Origin of the sequence: Embleya sp. NPDC127516 (assembly GCF_044765325.1) — a bacterium.
Taxonomy (GTDB): Bacteria; Actinomycetota; Actinomycetes; order Streptomycetales; family Streptomycetaceae; genus Embleya.
Window position 1 is genome coordinate 370,334 of the sequence record NZ_JBIWJT010000004.1, and the last position, 17,535, is coordinate 387,868.

20 protein-coding genes are annotated in these 17,535 nt (G+C 72.2%); 13 read left to right on the top strand and 7 right to left on the bottom strand.

The annotated features are described in order from the left end of the window. Positions 1-18 precede the first annotated feature (18 nt). A complete protein-coding gene (locus ACIRL2_RS09555; protein ID WP_331770984.1) occupies positions 19-486 on the bottom strand; it encodes an Lrp/AsnC family transcriptional regulator in 468 nt (155 codons plus the stop codon). 682 nt (positions 487-1,168) lie between these two features. Here ACIRL2_RS09555 and ACIRL2_RS09560 point away from each other — a divergent pair. From ACIRL2_RS09560 to ACIRL2_RS09575, 4 genes are all read left to right on the top strand, one after another. Further along, the gene (locus tag ACIRL2_RS09560) at positions 1,169-1,771 is read left to right on the top strand and encodes a hypothetical protein (protein WP_402231287.1); all 603 of its coding nucleotides are present in this window, start codon (positions 1,169-1,171) and stop codon (positions 1,769-1,771) included. A 186-nt stretch (positions 1,772-1,957) separates the two neighbouring features. Further along, positions 1,958-2,797, top strand: a complete 840-nt coding sequence (locus ACIRL2_RS09565; protein WP_402231556.1) for a phosphotransferase family protein — start codon at positions 1,958-1,960, stop codon at positions 2,795-2,797. Between the two features lie 278 nt (positions 2,798-3,075). Then, positions 3,076-4,161: a polyprenyl synthetase family protein gene (locus ACIRL2_RS09570; RefSeq protein ID WP_402231289.1), complete on the top strand. Its 1,086-nt coding sequence runs from the start codon at positions 3,076-3,078 to the stop codon at positions 4,159-4,161. Positions 4,162-4,368: 207 nt separating this feature from the next. Continuing rightward, positions 4,369-4,722, top strand: coding sequence for a helix-turn-helix transcriptional regulator (locus tag ACIRL2_RS09575; RefSeq protein WP_395858907.1), 354 nt, complete (start codon positions 4,369-4,371; stop codon positions 4,720-4,722). Between the two features lie 68 nt (positions 4,723-4,790). On the opposite strand, the gene ACIRL2_RS09580 is transcribed toward ACIRL2_RS09575, so the two are convergent. Further along, the gene (locus tag ACIRL2_RS09580) at positions 4,791-5,294 is read right to left on the bottom strand and encodes a methylglyoxal synthase (RefSeq protein WP_395858908.1); all 504 of its coding nucleotides are present in this window, start codon (positions 5,292-5,294) and stop codon (positions 4,791-4,793) included. Positions 5,295-5,486: 192 nt separating this feature from the next. On the opposite strand from ACIRL2_RS09580, the gene ACIRL2_RS09585 reads away from it, so the two are divergent. Then, on the top strand, positions 5,487-5,993 hold the full coding sequence (locus ACIRL2_RS09585; protein WP_395858909.1) for a GNAT family N-acetyltransferase: 507 nt from the start codon (positions 5,487-5,489) through the stop codon (positions 5,991-5,993). 151 nt (positions 5,994-6,144) lie between these two features. Here the strand turns inward: ACIRL2_RS09585 and ACIRL2_RS09590 are convergent, their stop codons facing one another. After that, positions 6,145-7,074, bottom strand: coding sequence for a hypothetical protein (locus ACIRL2_RS09590; RefSeq protein WP_395858911.1), 930 nt, complete (start codon positions 7,072-7,074; stop codon positions 6,145-6,147). Positions 7,075-7,639: 565 nt separating this feature from the next. On the opposite strand from ACIRL2_RS09590, the gene ACIRL2_RS09595 reads away from it, so the two are divergent. The 4 genes from ACIRL2_RS09595 to ACIRL2_RS09610 all read left to right on the top strand — a co-directional run bounded on the left by ACIRL2_RS09595 (position 7,640) and on the right by ACIRL2_RS09610 (position 10,992). Next, positions 7,640-8,185, top strand: coding sequence for a hypothetical protein (locus ACIRL2_RS09595; RefSeq protein ID WP_395858912.1), 546 nt, complete (start codon positions 7,640-7,642; stop codon positions 8,183-8,185). A 103-nt stretch (positions 8,186-8,288) separates the two neighbouring features. Continuing rightward, a complete protein-coding gene (locus ACIRL2_RS09600) occupies positions 8,289-9,125 on the top strand; it encodes a DUF4097 family beta strand repeat-containing protein (protein ID WP_395858913.1) in 837 nt (278 codons plus the stop codon). Between the two features lie 57 nt (positions 9,126-9,182). Next, positions 9,183-10,241, top strand: coding sequence for an ATP-binding cassette domain-containing protein (locus tag ACIRL2_RS09605; RefSeq protein ID WP_402231293.1), 1,059 nt, complete (start codon positions 9,183-9,185; stop codon positions 10,239-10,241). Between the two features lie 262 nt (positions 10,242-10,503). Then, on the top strand, positions 10,504-10,992 hold the full coding sequence (locus ACIRL2_RS09610; RefSeq protein WP_402231295.1) for a hypothetical protein: 489 nt from the start codon (positions 10,504-10,506) through the stop codon (positions 10,990-10,992). A gap of 25 nt (positions 10,993-11,017) precedes the next feature. Here the strand turns inward: ACIRL2_RS09610 and ACIRL2_RS09615 are convergent, their stop codons facing one another. Together ACIRL2_RS09615 and ACIRL2_RS09620 are read right to left on the bottom strand one after the other, a co-directional pair. After that, positions 11,018-11,458, bottom strand: a complete 441-nt coding sequence (locus ACIRL2_RS09615; RefSeq protein WP_395858916.1) for an NUDIX domain-containing protein — start codon at positions 11,456-11,458, stop codon at positions 11,018-11,020. A gap of 261 nt (positions 11,459-11,719) precedes the next feature. Beyond that, entirely contained in the window at positions 11,720-12,295 is a 576-nt protein-coding gene (locus ACIRL2_RS09620; RefSeq protein WP_395858917.1) for a TetR/AcrR family transcriptional regulator, read from the bottom strand. Between the two features lie 70 nt (positions 12,296-12,365). Between ACIRL2_RS09620 and ACIRL2_RS09625 the strand changes: the two genes are divergently transcribed. The 3 genes from ACIRL2_RS09625 to ACIRL2_RS09635 all read left to right on the top strand — a co-directional run bounded on the left by ACIRL2_RS09625 (position 12,366) and on the right by ACIRL2_RS09635 (position 15,182). Further along, complete coding sequence (locus ACIRL2_RS09625) at positions 12,366-12,956, top strand: dihydrofolate reductase family protein (RefSeq protein WP_402231297.1); 591 nt, start codon at positions 12,366-12,368, stop codon at positions 12,954-12,956. 150 nt (positions 12,957-13,106) lie between these two features. Beyond that, positions 13,107-13,769 carry a hypothetical protein gene (locus ACIRL2_RS09630; RefSeq protein ID WP_395859316.1) on the top strand — a complete coding sequence of 221 codons (663 nt, stop codon included), beginning with the start codon at positions 13,107-13,109 and terminating at the stop codon, positions 13,767-13,769. Between the two features lie 231 nt (positions 13,770-14,000). Next, positions 14,001-15,182, top strand: coding sequence for a hypothetical protein (locus ACIRL2_RS09635; protein WP_402231299.1), 1,182 nt, complete (start codon positions 14,001-14,003; stop codon positions 15,180-15,182). Here the strand turns inward: ACIRL2_RS09635 and ACIRL2_RS09640 are convergent. Next, positions 15,151-15,342, bottom strand: coding sequence for a hypothetical protein (locus ACIRL2_RS09640; protein WP_402231301.1), 192 nt, complete (start codon positions 15,340-15,342; stop codon positions 15,151-15,153). The genes ACIRL2_RS09635 and ACIRL2_RS09640 overlap by 32 nt on opposite strands. A gap of 154 nt (positions 15,343-15,496) precedes the next feature. On the opposite strand from ACIRL2_RS09640, the gene ACIRL2_RS09645 reads away from it, so the two are divergent. Then, a complete protein-coding gene (locus ACIRL2_RS09645; RefSeq protein WP_395858920.1) occupies positions 15,497-16,045 on the top strand; it encodes a GNAT family N-acetyltransferase in 549 nt (182 codons plus the stop codon). Between the two features lie 498 nt (positions 16,046-16,543). On the opposite strand, the gene ACIRL2_RS09650 is transcribed toward ACIRL2_RS09645, so the two are convergent. Then, positions 16,544-17,098 carry an HIT family protein gene (locus ACIRL2_RS09650; RefSeq protein WP_402231303.1) on the bottom strand — a complete coding sequence of 185 codons (555 nt, stop codon included), beginning with the start codon at positions 17,096-17,098 and terminating at the stop codon, positions 16,544-16,546. Positions 17,099-17,535: the final 437 nt, after the last annotated feature.

The following is a 17,535-nucleotide window of genomic DNA, read 5'->3' on the forward strand; positions in this document are numbered from 1 at the left end:
TTGCGCGTCGACGCCGATCTATTGCGTCTCCACTCCCTGCCAACTCGTTCCATTGCGCCTGACCAGCCGGGAAAGCACGACAGAGCTTTTGGTGCGGACCACGAACGGCTCCGCGTTGATGCGCTCCAGGATGCGTTCGAAGTGCTGTACGTCCTCGGCGAGCAGGTGGATCACCGCGTCCGCGTCGCCGGTGACGGTGCTCGCCGAGACCACCTCGGGGAACTTCGCCAGCGCCCGTCCGATCGCGCTCGGCGAGGTGCGCCCGACGCAGTACAACTCGACGAACGCCTCGGTGCTCCACCCCAGCGCGGCCGGCTCCACGGACGCGGAGAACCCGGTGATCACACCGGCGGCCAGCAGCCGGTCCACCCGACGTTTGACGGCGGACGCGGACAGACCGACCCGGGCGCCGATCTCGGCGTAGGTCGAACGCGCGTCGTCGATGAGCGCGGTGATGATCCGGCTGTCCAGCGGGTCCAGCGCCATCGGTCGGGTCTCCTGGGTACGGGTCGGGCGGGGTGGCGACGGGGGCGGGGGCTTGGGGCGAGGCGGTTCGGGCGGGCGGCTCGGGTGGGCGGCTCGGGTGGGCGGCTCGGGTGGGCGGCTCGGGTGGGCGGCTCGGGTGGGCGGTTCCGGTGAGCGGGGCACAGTGACGGTAGCCCACCGGGGCTTCGGTACCCGATTCACGCGCGCTCGCCTCGGGCGCCGAGGTCACGTCCGGCGGTGGCGGGCGGATGTGTCGGTGTCCGGGCGGCGCGGTTGTCCGACGGTAAGTACCTTCCGTTCCCCGGAAGTTCACTTCGAGGACGCGGGGGTGCGCATTAATCGAGGCCGGACTCGGGGCCGGCGACCGGTCACACGGGAAACGGCCGATTCGGGGTCGTCCGGGCGGTTGTGCCGCGTTCCCGCGGGGTGCGGCGCGTGGGGGCGGAGTGCGCCCCGCGCGGGGCGGTGGCCGCACCGCGATCCGGGCGCCGATGTCGGTGCGGCCTGGTATCGACTGCCACTACCGACTCGTTCGACCACCATCGACCGCCGGCCGGCGCGCGGAGTCCTCTTCGTGGCGCGTACGGCCATCTCCGGGAAGGCGGTCCGCGCCTAGCGTGAGGATGTCCCGGATTCGGGGAGGGCGGCCGCGCGCCGCAGGATCGGCAAAGGAGACGGCAACATGACGATCAAGGTCACAGTGGTCTACCACGACACCGTCGAGTGTGTTCGGGCGCTGGCCGACGCGGTGGCGGCGGTCGCCTGGAACACCGGCGCCGACGTCCGGTTGCGCCGGCTGCCGGAGGCCGAGCCGGACCTGAAACCGGCGGACCCGAGAGCGGATCCACCCGCGACCGCGCGCGATCTGAGCTGGGCCGACGTCGTCGTGCTCGGCGCTCCGGCGCGGGACCGCGACGTGGTCGCGTTGTTGCGCCGACTCTCGGACTCCGGGACCGCGCCCGCCACCGCGTCGGCCGCGCGCGAGATGCGGGGCGCGTGGGTACGTCGCACCGAGGAGCAGGTGTTCGGCGTGTTCGTGACCACGCCGGCCCCCGGCACGCTGCATGGCGGGCTGATGCGCAGCTTCGGCATCGTCCACCGACCCGCGCCCGGCCGCTGCGCGCGCGAGCCGGAGCGTTCGGTGGCCATACTCCCCCCTGCGCCGGACCTCGAGGGCGGCACCGGCGACCCGACCCTCATGTCCCTGGACCTGGTCCGCATCCAGACCCGACGCTGCGTCGAGATCGCGGCGGCGCTGCGCGCGGAACGCGCTGTGGCGGTCTGAGCGCCGCGCCGGGAGTCGGCGGCGTCTCCGCGCGGTCACGCGGTCGTGAGCGCCGGCCGGCACCGCCGCCGTGTCGGGCCGAGGCAGCCTGCGGGTGGCCCGTGCGCGTCGTTCGGCAGCTGCCGGCATGATCGCGAAGTGACCACTGAACGCACGCGGTCCGGTCCACCGGACGCCGACGAGGACGTGCTCACCCGGCACGCCGGGTTGCTCGCCCGACTCCTGCCCACCGACGATCCCGCCGCGCTGACGGTACGTCGGGGTCAGTTCCACGATGTCGTGCTCGGAGCGACGCGGGTGGTGTGCTTTGCGCGCACCGACGCGGCCGAACGCCGACTGCCGCGTCGAGCCGCGCAACTGCGGCTGCTCGCCGGGTTGTCGCTCGGCGTGCGCACCCCCGAACCGCTCGGAGCGGGACACGATCCCGGATATCTCCTGCTGGACCGGCTCCCGGGCGAGCCGTTGGATCCGGACGCGCCCGTCCCGGCGGAAGCGGCGGCGCGGTACGCCGAGTTGCTGACCGCCCTGGCCGGCGCCGCGGCCGACCCCGACGTGCGTGCCGGGCTGCGCCGCGTGGCCCCGGGCGCCGGGGGCGCGTGGACCGGGTTCGCCCACGACGTGCGTGCGGAGCTGTACCCGCTCATGTCGGCGGCCGGCCGCCGCCGCGCCGATCTCGAACTGGCGGCCGTACTGGCCCTGTCGCCCGTCGCGACGGCCGTGGTGCACGGCGATCTGGGCGGTGCGAACGTGTTGTGGACCACCGTCGACGGCGTGCCCCGGTTGAGTGGCGTGCTGGACTGGGACGACGTCTCGCTCGGCGATCCGGCGGAGGATCTGGCGGCGATCGCCGCGACCCACGGTGACGACCTGCTCGACGAGGTACTCGATCTGATGGGCATACCCGAGGCCGCCGGCCGCGAGCGCGTCGCCGCGATCCGCGGCACGTTCGCGCTGCAGCAGGCGTTGGCCGCGCTCCGGGACGGCGACCGCGCGGAGTTGGCGGACGGGCTGAGCGGCTACCACTGACGATCGCGGCCCGCCCGGGGACATCGACCCGTCCGCCGGCAGGGTCCACGATCCGGGTGCCCCGGCGCGAAACCACGCGATGGTGGGGTGTGGAGGCGCGGATTCCCGTTCGGGTGAGCGTACGCCGGAGCGATGCTTCCGTACCCGGCTGTCGCCGAACCCCCGCGGTCTGTTGGGTTGATCCGGGCGCCGGCGAGCGTCCGCATCATGCGTCGCCCCCATGCGCTCCGGCGCGGCGGGGGCCGCGCTCAGGGGGCGACACAGGGGGTTCGCAAGCCGTGACCGAGACACCGCAGGTTTCCTCGACGGCGCACAAACGTCGATCGACCAAGCGGGCGCGCGCGACGGTCGCGCCCACCCCGTACGAGTTGTGCGATCGGCCGATCGTGGACGTACCGACCGTCCTTGCCGCCGAGTTCGCCCGCCGCTGGCCGCAGGACGCCCAGGGCATGGACGCGGTGCACCGTTACGCGCTCCTGCCGACCGGCAAGCTGCTGCGACCCGCGTTGGTGATGTACGCGGCGCTCGCGGTCGGCGGCGAGGTCGAGCACGCGCTGCCGGCCGCCGTCGGGATGGAGTGCGTGCACACCGGGAGCCTGCTCCACGACGACATCATCGACGCCGACGAGGAGCGGCGCGGCAGACCGGCGGTACACATCGCCTACGGCCCCGAGCGCGCCATCATCGCGGGCAGCAGCCTGTACTTCGCGTGGTTCGGCGCGCTCGCGGAGTGTGCGCGCCACGGGGTGCCCGGCGAGCGGATCGCGCGGGCGATGGCCGCCCAGGCCGAGGGCGGATACGCGATGTGCCAGGGGGTGTTCGACGAACTGGGCTTCGCCGGGGATCTGGACTGCCCGGTCGAGGACTACCTCGCGATGGCCACTCGCAAGACCGGCGCGCTGTTGTCCGCGTCCTGCCGGGTCGGGGCGATCCTGGGCGGCGGCAACGACGCGGCGGTGGAGGCACTCGGAGCGTTCGGACGGCACGTGGGCCTGGCCTTCCAGATCCGCGACGACCTGCTCCCGTACGACGACGCGTCGGCCGCCACGATGGGCAAGCCCGCCGACAGTGACGTGTGCAACCATCGGCCGACCCTGCCGGTACTGCTCGCCCACGAACGCGGCGGCACCGAGCAGCGCGCCGCGATCCGACACGCGCTCCTGCACGAGACCAACCCGGAGACCGCGCTCGCCCGGATGCGTAGCCTGGTCGAGACCACCGGCGCCCTGGTCGAGGCCCGGGCCTTGGCCGAGAGCTACGAGCGCAGCGCCCGGGACGCGATCTCGTGGCTCGCCGCCAACCCGTACACCAAGGTCCTCACCCACTGGTCGGACCCCGCGCCGACGCCGCCGGCCGGCGGCTGAGCCGGCCACATCCGCCCGGGGTCCTCGGTCGACGAAAACGCCGACGGAGGATCCCGGGCGCCCGCGGTGCGGCGGTCGGGAAGGCGACGTCGGCCCCGGTAGGTTGTACGGCGCGAGGCGGGGTACGGAACGGCCCCAATACCCAGAACTCGCCGAAACACGGCCCGAATCACCGCGTAGGCCACAGTGCTCGAAAGGTTGACCGACGTGACGGACGGGCCCGAGCCGACAGCGCACCCGAAGCCGGCCGCGACACTGCGACCGCGTATCCCGCATCCGACTATCGCCACGCCCAAAGCCGCCTCGGCCGAATCGACGGAGTCGGCGGAATCGACGCGGCCCGTGCCGCGCGCCGCGCATCCCGATCGGCTCACCGATCGCGAGGTGGAGGTACTGAGGCTGATCGTCGACGGGCTGACCAACGCCGGCATCGCCGCCGCCCTGTCGATCGGCGAGGCGACCGTCAAGACGCACATCAACAACGCCTTCGCCAAGATCAACGCGCGCAATCGGGCGGACGCGGTGCGCTACGCCGACAGCAGGGGTCTGACCCGCCCCTGAGCGCGGCGGCGGCCGTACCCGCCCGCTGCACGCCCCGTCGGCGTGCACGCGCTGTACGCCCGGGCGCGCTACGCCGCCAGCGGCTCGAAGACCGGCGAGCCGGGGCGGTCCGGATCGTCGGCCGTCGCCGACAGCGGCGAGGTGATCACGAAGTCGGCGGTCGCCCGGTTGCAGGCCACCGGGATGTTCGCCAGGACCGCGAGCCGCAGCAGCGCGCGCACGTCGGGTTCGTGCGGCTGGGGGCTCAGCGGGTCCCAGAAGAACACCAGCAGGTCCACGTCGCCCTCGGCGATCCGTGATCCGATCTGCTGGTCGCCGCCGAGCGGGCCGCTACGGAACCGGGTGACCCGCAGGTCGAGTTCGTCGGCGATGATGCCGCCGGTGGTCCCGGTCGCGTACAGGCGGTGGGCGGCCAGGATCTCGCGGTGGATCCGGGCCCAGGCAAGCATCTCCGGCTTGTATCGGTCGTGCGCGACGAGCGCGATGCCGCGCTCGCGTCCCTGGTGGTGCTTCGGGTCGAGCAGGTCGTTCGGTGGGGTCACAGGCATCTCCGGTGTGCTGAACTTTCGCATGCCCACAGTCTCGCCGTCCCGTGTTGCGCCGGTATGGCCACGACATGACACCCACAAGAAGTCGAACGGATCGTGCCGCGGGCCCGAGTGCGCGGCACGGTCGACCGCGGCGTCCGTCCGGCCCAACCGGATGCCCTGTCGACCCCGGAGCACGACGCGACGGACGTATCGGGGCGGCGATAGCCTGCGTCGATGGGGAAGACCGTGATGTACCTGGAGATGACCTCGGCCGACGAGCTTCGGCCCTCCCGTTCCGTCCCGAACCTCGCGTTGCACCGCTTCGACCCGATCACGCCCGAGGTGTACGCGCTCCAGGCTCGGGTCGGCGCCCCCTACGGCTGGCGCAGCGCGTCCCGAACCGAGCGTGACTGGGCGGAACTTCGGGCCGCGCACCCGCTGCGGCAAACCTGGCTGATCACGCACGCGGGCGAGCGGGCGGGCATCGGCAACCTGGAGCCGCAGCCCGACGGGAACGTGGAGGTGGTCACGTTCGGCCTGCTCCCCGAGTTCGTCGGCAAGGGCCTGGGCGGCTGTGCGCTGACCCTGCTGCTCCGTCAGGCGTGGCGCACCTCCACCTGTGCGCCGACCGAACCGGTCCGCCGGGTATGGCTGCACACATCCTCCGAGGACCACCCCAACGCCCTGCTCAACTACCGCAGTCGCGGCCTGCGCCCCTACGGCATCGAGGCCCACGCGTAACGCGCCCCCACGGCGGCACACCGGGTCGGGCCGGGAACGCGGGCCGCGAAACGGATCGGGTCGAGGGGCGCGCCGCGAGGCGCGTCGGACCGAGCCGGCACGCCACGACGCAGATCCGGCCGAGGGGCACGCCGCCGAGCGGCCCGGGCGGTCAGCAGGAGAACGGGTCGGTCGGGTCCGTCGCGTCGCTGGGGTGGGCCGGGTTGCTCGGGCCGGACGGCGGAGCCGACGGAGCGGACGTGGTGCCCGGCGCGCTGCCGATGGCCGCCGGCTCGGTGGGCGGGACGACATCCGCGGCCTGCTCACGCTGGGCGCGCAGCCGCGCGGAGACCGCGTCGGTGCGGGCGCGCAGGACGCGGGTACGCTCGGCCGCCGCCGCGTCGTCGGCGCCGCCCTCGGGGACGGCCGCGACCACCTCGACGCCGTGCGCTCGGGCGGTGGCCACCAGGCTGTCCGCGACCGCGGTCTGTCGGGCCAGCAGCGCGGTGGCGAACAGGCTCGCGCGCAGCGTCTTCTCGCGGCCGAGCAGGCCGCGGTAGGTGATCTCGCAGGCCACCGCCGCGCTGTCCAGTCGTCGGTCGTCGGCCTGTTCCAGTGACGCGAGCACGACCGTGAGCAGACCCTCCACCACCTTGGTGACCGCCCACTTGCGGCCGGGCAGCGGCGGCAACACCTCACGGACGCGGTCGACCTCGGTGTCGAGCGCGGCCGTGGTCATCGACGCGAACGCGTCGTGCACGGTCAGCCGGATCACCTTCTCCCACGGGATGTCCTCCCCGTCGAAGCCGACGCTCTCCGGGCCGAACCGCACCGCGCCCAGCCCGTCGAGCAGCCGCAGCGGTCGCGCGGTGATCGCCGGGACCTTCGGGTGCCGACACACCAGCGCGCCCAGTGAGAATTCCCAGGCCACGGTGGCGGGTGCGGCCGGCGCGGGCAGCGCGTCCAGCGTCCCGCGCACCCAGTCCCCCGACGCGACCCGGGCCCGACCGGCCCCGATCCGATTCCCCACCGCCGCGCGTCCCGACGCCGCCGCGGAGCCCACCGCCCCGCCGATGCCCCGCAGTTGATCCCGTATCGCCACGTCTTCAGGCCCCCTCGCCAACCGTGCCTCGCCACCCCTGCATGATCACTTTACGACCCCGCGAATCCCCCGGTCGGCCCCATCGCGGCGGCACCGCCGGGCGGAACGAGGCGACCGGATGCGGAAGTCGGTTGGCCGCGATGGTGGTTGCGGCCCAGGCGGGCCGGACGACTCGGCACACGCGGTGGTCCCGTGACGCACCGGTGCCGCCTCCACCGCGATGCGCGCTCGTCGTCGCCGGTTTCGCCATCGTGCGCCGTCGCCCGTTCGCCGTCGTGCGCCCGCCGTCGTGAGTGTGCCGCCGGAGGCATCGGCCACGGCTCTGGTCTTCGACGGCGGCACGGTGCATACTGCCGGTCCGCTTCGGTATCGTGGCACCACCGAGGGCCACGGGCCAATGCCGCACGTCGGCAAGAAATAGCCTCCCGACCTGGGTGTTTACACCACGGATCCGGTTTTCACAGGCTGTCACCGCAAAGTCTTGCGCCACAAATGACCCCCTAATCATCGAGAAATGATGTCACAATGACTCGTCATGGCGCCATCTTCGTGCCATGATGGCGTTATGGACCTCACGCCATACGTCGACAGTCTCCGCAACGAACTCGCGGTCGCTGCGAACGTGGGTGGCGCCGAAGCCCGAGGCCTTGCCGAGCGCCTCACCGCCCCGCTGGACTCGGCCACCCGACTCGTTCTGCTCGGCGCGCTGTCCGCCGCGATGGCCGAGGTCACCCGCGAACTGGCGCCGGGCTCGGTGGACATACGACTGCGCGGTCTCGACCCCGAGTTCGTGGTGACGGCGCCGTCGGCGCGGGAGGCGTACGCGGATGCCCGGGCACCCGAGCGCAAGCCGAGCGGAGCAGCCGCGGCACCGACGGCCCCGGCCCGCGGCGAGGACGGCGGCATGGCGCGGATCAACTTCCGCCTGCCCGCCGACCTCAAATCCCGGGTCGAGGAAACCGCCGCGTACGAGGGCCTGTCGGTCAACGCCTGGCTGGTCCGCGCCGCCGCCGGCTCGCTCGAACCCGAGGCGACCCGCGACGGCGCACCAGGCGGCCCCACCGGAGATCGGGGCCGACGGCGCTACACCGGCTGGGTCCGCCGGCCGTAGGGCGCCCGCACCCGCGCACGCGCCGACCACCCGACGTCGCTCCACTCTTCTCCCGCCCCGCCCCACCGGCGGGAACACCACCAGCCACGAGGAGAGCACCGCCATGCCCAGGTTCGACACCCCCGAGCCGATCTCCGTCGACCTCGAATTCGACGTCGGCTCGGTCCGGATCACCGCGAGCAAGCGCACCGATACGGTCGTCGAGGTGTTACCCGGCGATGGCGCGGACGAACTCGACGTACGAGCCGCGCAGCAGATCTCGGTCACCTGCACCGGCGGTCGGCTGGTGGTCAAGGGGCCCGGGAGACATTCACCGCTCGGCAAGAGCGGTTCGGTGGAGATAGCCATCGAGTTGCCGGCCGGCTCCGAGGTCCAAGCCAGCACGCCGCTGGCGGACTTCACCTGCCTGGGCCCGCTCGGCGGCTGCCGGCTCGAGACCTCGGTCGGCACGATCCGCGTCGACGAGGCGCGGACCATGTACGCCCGGACCGGCTACGGCGACATCCGGGTGGGCCACGTGATCGGGGACGCCGAGATCGTCGCGGCGGGCCGGATCGCGATCGGCACCGTCACCGGCGCGGCGACGATCACGAACGCCGCCGGCGAGAGCACCATCGGCGAGGTCGGCGGCGATCTGCGGGTCTGTTCGTCCGACGGCCGGATCGCGATCGGCGTCGCGCACGCCGACGTGGACGCCACGTGTGCCAACGGCGCGATCCGGATCGAGGAGGTGGCGCGCGGCCGGGTACGCCTGCGGACCGGCACCGGCAATCTGGAGGTCGGCATCCGCGAGTCCACCGCGGCCCGGCTCGACGTACGGACCCGGGTGGGCGACGTGCGCAACTCGCTCGGCCCGGCCGGGAGCCCCGACGCCTCCAAGCAGACCGTCGAGGTCCGTGCCCGCACAGACCTCGGCCACATCGTGATCCACCGCGCCTGATCCCGGCGCGCGACCGGGACGAGACCACAGAGCCACGATTCGGGGAATGCGACTGCCATGACCACGACTTCCGCGCCCCTCGTCCACGCACCGGCGATCAGCGCCGTCGGCCTGGCCAAGTCCTACGGCGACAAGGTGGTGCTGGACGGCATCGACCTGCACATCCCCGAGGGCACCGTCTTCGCACTGCTCGGCCCCGACGGCGCGGGCAAGACCACGACCGTACGAATCCTGTCCACACTCATCGGCGCGGACGCCGGCCACATTCGAGTGGCGGGCCACGACCTCGCCCGGGACGCCGACAAGGTGCGCCGCGCGATCGGCGTCGCCGGTCGGTTCACCGCCGCGGACAACCTGCTCACCGCTCGGGAGAACCTGATCCTGATGGCGGACCTGCACCGCCTGGGCCGGGCCGAGGGTCACCGACGAGCCGACGAATTCCTCGCCCGGTTCGACCTCGCCGGGGATGCCCACGCACCAGCGCGCACCCTGTCCCGGAGCACGCGCCGCAGGCTCGACCTGGCGATGGCGATGGTCGGCGAACCGCGCGTGATCCTTCTCGACGAACCCACCACCGGCCTGGATCCGCGCAGCCGCCGGATCGTCTGGGACGTCGTCCGCGGCCTGGTCGCCGACCACGGCGTGACCATCCTGCTGACCACGCGATACCTGGAGGAGGCCGCCCGACTCGCCGACCGGGTCGCCGTCCTGGACTACGGCAGGCTGGTCGCCGAGGGCACCGCCGAGGAGATCAAACGCCGCACCCCCGGCGCCCACATCCGGATCCGGTTCGCCGACCAGGACCGACTCGACGCCGCCGCCGATCTCTTCCGCGCCACCACCCGCGACGGCGAGACCCTCATTGTGAGCGTCCCCGGCGACGACACCGCCGCGGCCCTGCGCACCGTCCTCGACGCCCTCGACGACGCGGCCATCCGGACCGAGGCACTGACCGTGCACACCCCCGACCTCGACGACGTCTTCCGCCCCCTCACCGGCAGGACGCACTCCGACCGCACGCGGAGCCCCGGGGGGAGAACCCGCGACGAGTACTCCGATCAACGCGGTTGCCGACGGGTGCTTCGGCATGAGCAAGGCCATCATGGGAAGGCGTGAAAAGGCGTCTGACCTGGTACTTGCATGGGGAGCTGCATGGCAGATTGCATGGTGAGTCGCATGGTGAAGTGCATGGGAACGTGCATGGGAATCCGCGCGCGGGAGTCGACAACCGAACCCCGCAATGGATCTCGCGCACCCACCCGCGCGTGTCCGAGCTCGGCCGCACCCGGCCGCACCCGGCCGCTCCTGTCCGCGGACGGACGCGGACGGACTTCGGTCGGGTCGCCGTCCGTCGGCGCCACCCCTAAGGTCCCGACGTGTGAGTGATCTCTACGAGTTGACCCTGGCCTTGGCGATCCGCGGGCCGCTCTCCGGCGGCGAGGTCGCCGAGTTGCGGTGGCATGCCGGTCTCGGCGGCGGGGTTCTTCCCGCGTCGGGTGCCCGCGGCATCGTGACCGAGTTTCCGGTGGTCGTGGTGGACGACTTCGGCGTGCCGACGGTGGAGGACGATCCGCGTCCCGTGCTGGGTCGTACCGGGATGGCATTGAGGGTCGGTGGCGAGTCGACGGCCGACGTGACGCCGACCACCGGCGGGTGGGTCGTGAGCGTACGTCAGGAGTTGCATCCGGACGAGTTCGACGCGGTCGGCGTCCTGTTGACCTGGCTGGCCGCCCGGGCCAATGACGCGCACACGAGCCCGGACGGGTCGGTCGTACTCGGGCGGTTGCGCTTCCTGGAGGACACCGAGCCCGTACCGCTGGTGTTCCGGGACGGGCGGGTGATCTGGCCCGACCGCGAGGCGGGATAGCCCACCCGCGCGGTCGGCGGGACGGTCAGGCCCAGCGGACCGGAGTGTTGCCGCGGTGCCACGCGGTGACCGCCGTCGCGTCCGTGGACTCGACGTCGGCCGGGAGGTCGGCCGGATCGAGCCAGGCCAGCCGGGCACACTGGTCGGGTTCGGCGTTGCTCGGGACGCCCGACCAGGCGGTGGTGTGGAAGTACCAACCGATCACCGGAACACCGGTCTCGCCGAGGACCTGGGACACGTACGCCGTGCGCAGATCAGCCGTGGCCACGTCGGTGGCGATCTCCTCCTTGGTCTCCCGGGCACACGCCTCGATGAGGAGTTCGCCCGGGTCGGCCAGGCCACCCGGCAGGGCGAGCAGGCCGTCGGCGAAGCCGGTGTCCTTGCGCTCCATGAACAACACGGCCCCATCGGATCGTTCGAGGATGATGGCGGCGTAGGCGATGGCGTTGTGGCGGTGGTCGCTCAAGTGTCGCTCTCCCCAGATCGATCCGGGAGCTTCGGGTGTCGCCCCCGGTACGCGGCGGTGTCCGCGACCGCACACCGGGCACTGGGACCCGACCCGCGCGCCGGGACGCACACCTCCGCCCGGACCAACGACCGGCAGCGGAGGGACGTCACGCCCGAACCCGGCCCGGACGGCGGTCGGGCGCACTGCGGCCGCACCCCGACCGCCGGCTCCGTGCCGCCGAACGGCCGCCCCGGCACGGTCGCACCGCCCGGGGGTCGGTCAGGGGTTCACGATGCGGTCGACCGCCGCGGTGACGAGGTGTTCGCGCTCGGCTTCCGAGAACACCCCCGGCAGCGTGAGCTGTTCGACGATGAGCCAGTTGAACGCCAGGTAGAGCAGGCGGACCGCGGTCGCGTCGCCGGGCAGCCCGGACTCCTCGTGATAGGCGATGTTGGCGGCCACGTCGGCGCGGACCCGCTCGGTGAGCACCGAGCGCAACTCCGGCCGCCGGGTGGCCTCCAAGCGCAGTTCCAGCAAGGCCAGATAGCCGGTCCGGAAGGCACTGACCCGTCCGACCACCTCCCGCATCAGCACTGTGTACGCCTCCTTGTCCGGCGTACTCGCCCGCTGCCGCGCGATCAGCGCCTCGTCGGGCTGAAGTCGTTCGTAGACCCGGGCGCCTGCCTGGGTGAGCAGCTCGTCGCGGCTGGCGAAGTAGTTGGAGGCCGTGCCCGTCGGCACCCCTGCCTCGACGTCCACTGCCCGAAAGGTCAGCCCGCGGGCGCCTTCCTTCGCCAGCACCTCGATGGCGGCGTCGACGAGCGCCGCCCGACGCTCGGCGTTCCTGCGAACCATTGACACCACTCCAAACGTAGTACTACGTTCTGACCACTTCAAAAAGAGTACTACGTCTGGAGTTATTTGCATGCGAAAGCTGGTCTACTACATCGGAGTCTCCATCGACGGCTACATCGCCGGCCCTGCGGGGCAGGTCGACTTCTACCCCGTCGGCGACGAACGACAGGCCACCGACTACGCCGCGTGGGTCAACGCGCGGTATCCGGAGACCGTACCCACCGCCATGCGCGCGCGGGCGGGCCTCGCGGACACGCCGAATCTGCGCTTCGACACGGTCGTGCTGGGCCACGGCACCTATCGCCCCGCACTCGAACACGGTCTGTCGAGCCCGTACGCGCACCTGCGCCAGTACGTGGTCGCCCGCAGCCTCGGGCAGTCCCCCGACCCGGCCGTCACCGTGGTCGACGGCGACCCGCTCGCACTGGTCCGCGAGCTCAAGCGCGAGGCCGGCCGGGACATCTGGCTGTGCGGCGGGGGCCGGCTCGCGGGCACGCTGTTGCCCGGGCTCGACGAGCTGATCATCAAGAGCTACCCCGTCGTGGCGGGAGGCGGAACCCCGCTGTTCGACGGGGAGTTCGACCCTACGCGGTTCGCCGTGACCGCCCGCGAGTCGTTTTCCAACGACGTCACGATCACGTGGTTCGAAGCGCGACGGTAGCAGGCGCCGGCATTCTCGGCCGCACGGCCGACGGCGCTCCCGACAGGTGCCGCCCGGCGTACCGGCTGCGGGGGCGCGGCACGGTACGCCTCGTGTTCGCGAAGCGGTGGCGATACGGTCGTATCCATGCGTGAATCAGCTGAAGAGGCCATGTCCGAACCCTCCTCGGACGCCACGTCCGTGTCACCGGGACCGGTGACGCCGGATGACCTGGATCGGGCCGTACGACTCGCGGTGGCCGCGCTCCGGGGAGTGCCCACCGAGGCCTGGGACGCGAAGGCCGGATCGCTGGAGTGGGACTGCTGGGAAACGGTCGAGCACCTGAGCGACGACCTCTTCGCGTACGCCGCGCAACTGGGTCCCGGCGTCCCGCCCATGGCGGGCGAGGTGCCGTTCCTATGGTGGAGTCGACGGCCCGGCGGACCGGCGAACGTCATCCACGCCGACCGCGCGGCGGGCGCGGACGGCCTGTTGCAGGTGTTGGAGGCGAGCGGCGCGCTGCTCGTCGCCATGACCCGGACCACGCCGCCGAGCGTGCGCGCGCACCACGGCCACGGCGCCTCGGACCCCGAGGGCTTCGCCGCGATGGGCATCGTGGAGACCCTGGTACACACCCACGACCTGGCCGAGGGTCTCGCACTGCCCTGGACGCCGCCCGCCGATCTGTGCGCACGCGTCCTCGCCCGGCTCTTCCCCGACGTACCTCAGGACACGGACCCGTGGCCGACACTGCTTTGGGCCACCGGGCGCGCCGAACTCCCGGGCCGTGCGCGCCGAACCTCGTGGCGCTGGTACGGCGCGCCCCGGACGTAGCGAACGCACGGGCCGGTCCTGCACGTCGTTCCGTCGGAGCCGCTCCTCGGTCGCCACTCGCTCCCGGGTCGACCCGTTCCGTCCCCGATCGGGGGACGGGCGCCCCGCCGCTCGACCGATGTGCCCGGTAACTCGTCGATGCAGGCTGGAACTCCTGCCGAGGAAAGGGGAGTTCCGGTGCGGTGGTGGGATCGATCGGGCCGAGTCGGAGGGTACGGGGCGGCGCTCGCGTTGACGCCCTATCTGCTGATCAAGGTGTCGTGGGTGGTCGGTTCCCTGGTCGGCATGTTGCCGATCGGCTCGGGCTTCGGGCTGACCGAGTGGGTGGTGCTCAACACGGCGACGGTAGGCATGGCGGGCATCGGGATCGCCGTCGCGCTCGCGCTCGTCCGGCCGTGGGGGATGCGGATTCCCGGCGCTCCCTTGGCGTTCTGCGCGTGGGTGGGTACGGGTTTCCTGGTGCCGATGTTGCCGTACGCGGTGCTGGGTTCGGTGTGGACATCGGGCGGCGACTCGGACTCGGGCACCGAGGCGGGTGGGGATGCGGGCGCGGGCCCGGAGGCGGCCGGCGATGCCGGCACGGGCGCGGAGGACGCGTCGATGCCGGGTTGGGAGGCGGTGCTGGTCCAGATCGGCTTCGTCGGTATGGGACTGGGTCTGGCCCTCGCGCTGCCCGCGTACCTGTTGCGGCGTCGGCCGGACGTGTTCGCCGGACGCGTCGGTGATCGAGCCACGGCCACCGGGCCCGCTCGCCGGCGGGTCCCGTGGTCGGCGGTCGGCGGCGCCGTGCTCGGGGCAGTGTGGTTGTACTGGGCGATGGGCGGCAAGCTGGGCGTCGCGCACCCGGAGGCACGCGACGCCCAATGGCGGATCCTGACCGGCATCTGGGGCGGTTGGGCCCTCGTGGCGGCGATCGCCGGCCGGCTGCTCGTGTGGGGCCGGCCGGCCCGGTTGCCGCGTTGGCTCCCGGTGGCCCTCGGCTGGATCGGGTCGGGCTCACTGTTCGCGTGGAGCGGTTGGAAGTTGCCGTTCACGCTCTATCTCGCGCTCGCGCACCCGGCCGGGACCACACTGCCGGAAAACCTCGCGTACGCGGTGGTCCTGCACGCGCTCGCGGTGGCGGTTGGCGTCGCCATGGTGCGTGGCCTCGTGCGCACCGCCGGCACGGGCGCGGCTCTTCGAAACGGGGATCGGAGTGGGGACCGAAGCGAGGACCGGAGTGGGGACCGAAGCGCGGACCGAAGCGGCGGCGGGGTCGGCGCGGGGACCGGAAAAGCTCCGGAGGCGGTGGCGTATCCCGGTCGGGGTCGGCGCGGGCGGCGCCGAGACGTGGCAGCGACGTGGTCGCGCTCCGCCGTCGGGCGCGTGCCCCGTACGGCGGTCATGGCGCCGCCGGATGTACGGTCCGGGTGAACTTCCGGATGGCTTCCGCCAGTTCGGCCGGTTGGTCGAGTGGGATCAGGGTGTGGCCGTCCCGGATCTCGACCAGGCTTGCGGACGCGCGCGCGTCCCGCCCGGCCTTGCCCACCAACGCGTCGAGACGCCGAGTGAGCACCGTCAGCCGCATGTCCATGGGAGGCGATCGATCGCGAGATGGGTCTCGGCGTCGGCATCGTGGCATCCGTACGCCCTTTCTCGTGACCCGACCCGACCGAGCGGAACCGCCATGCCCACCGGGACCGTTAAAGCGGTGGACAACATTCCGGTTTCAAGCGAACATCGCCGCGATGAACAACGAACCTCTCTCCATCCCCAAGCGCGTCCGCTTCGTCGAACTCGGCGCGAAGGCGCTGCGCGCGCTTGCCGACGGTGACCTCGCCGGTGGCAGCGCCGAAGCCGGGGTCCCCCTCGACGAGTACTTCGTCGGCGACCGGGCCCGCTGGATCTTCGGCTATCGCGCCGACCAACTCGCCAAGGATCCGGCTGCCGCGCCCTGGATCACGCGAGCCGCGGTGTCCGAGCCGGACGGGACCGTCGTCGGCGACGGCGGATTCCACGGGCCACCGGACCAGGCCGGCATGGTCGAGATCGGCTACACCGTCGCGCCCGGGTACCGCCGCCAGGGCTATGCCCGCGCCATGCTGACGGCGCTACTCGCCAGGGCCGCCGCCGAACCCGATGTCAGGACGGTGCGGGCCACCATCAGATCCGACAACGACGCCTCCCTGGCCACCATCGCGGGCTTCGGTTTCACGCGGGTCGGCGAACGGGGAAACGAGCGCGACGGATTCGAGATCATCTTCGAGATCCCGGCGAACACGCCGCGAGCCGCGTAGCTCCACGGCTTCGGCGGACATCGCGATCCTCCCGCCGAGGCCCTGACATGAGAAGCGCCGCACGGGTCGCGTAGGTTGCGAATCCGAGCCGAGCCCGCGTCCTACCCCCGCCCCCACGCATGCGCACGGCAACGCGTCGCTCGACGTGACTGCGGCTGCGGGTCTTCGAGCGGAGACGGGCCAGGCCGATCGTGCGGAGGGCCGACTCGGCCACCGATCAGCGCCTCGGCCCGGCCTCTTGCGCGGCGTCTTGCCCGAGCATCCGGCGACGTGATGTCCCTTTCGTCGGCGCGTCATTCGGATTGCTCCGCCGGGGTGGGGCCGGCTTTCGTGGTGTAAGTATCGAGTTCGCCGCGTGGGTCATCGGCTTCGAGGGGTGTCAACCCTCCGCAAGGGCCGTCGACGGGCGCTCTCGGGGGCTGCGGCTTCGGTGGGCCCGGGAGGTTCGCCGGCTTGCGGGCGAGTCGGTGGTGGGTGGTTGTCGTTCACGGGCGGCGTTCATGGGCCGCCCTCGCCCGATTCCGCGGCGTAGGTTGCGCCTGTGTAGGCGAGGAGCGCGCGTAGGGCTGCGGCGTCGGATTGGATGCGGGTCTCGTCCTGGTGGTCGTGGTCGAGGTGGGCGAAGGGCTGCGGGTGCCCCGGGGAGGGCTCGGTGGGGTGACGTGGGATCAGATGTGCGTGCAGATGTGGGATGTCGTTCTCCAACAGGGATACGTTGAGCTTGGGCACCGGCCGATAGTGCGCCTCGATCGCCCGCCCCGCCGAGATCACCTCGGCCATGAAGCCCGCGAGCTGTCGGGGCGACAACGCGGTGAGCCGAGCAACGTGTCCGCCGGTCCACACCACCACGATGTATCCACGCACCCGGCCGGCGCGCCACAGGTACGCGTTGCCGTACACACCGCGCTTGAGCAACAATCCCCACCCGATGTCGGGTGCGGTGAAATCCTTGCGGCACATCGGACAGCTCGCGTACGAGTCCGGTTGTGCGTAGCGTTCCGGCCACGTCGACGCGGCAAACGAGCGGGGTCCGGGTACCTGGGAACCACTCACGACGGCCTCCAACTCGAACGGGGACAAGAGCCTCCTGCGGCTCCACGTTCGATGGGTGAAACGACCGCCGCCGAACGCACGTCACGCCTCGGTCATACCTGTGACCCGCCCGCAGCACGCCTGGGACACACCCGCGACGGGCCCGCGAAGGCGCCGGTCGGCGGGCTCTGCGCACCCCATCCGGCCCGGCCGCAGTCACCCTCTCCCGGATACGCGCGGACGCGCGACCGACTCGTGATGGGATCACCCACACGAGTGAACCCCCGGGCCGAACGACGCGGCCCAACGACGAGGCCGTCAGACCACAGAGCACACAACCCCCAGACCCCCAGACCCCCAGACCCCCAGCCCCCCAGCCCCCCAGAGCACAGTCGCGATCTCCCCCCAAGCCTTCCTCCCCCACCCCCCGACCCCACTACGCTGAACTGCTCGGCAGG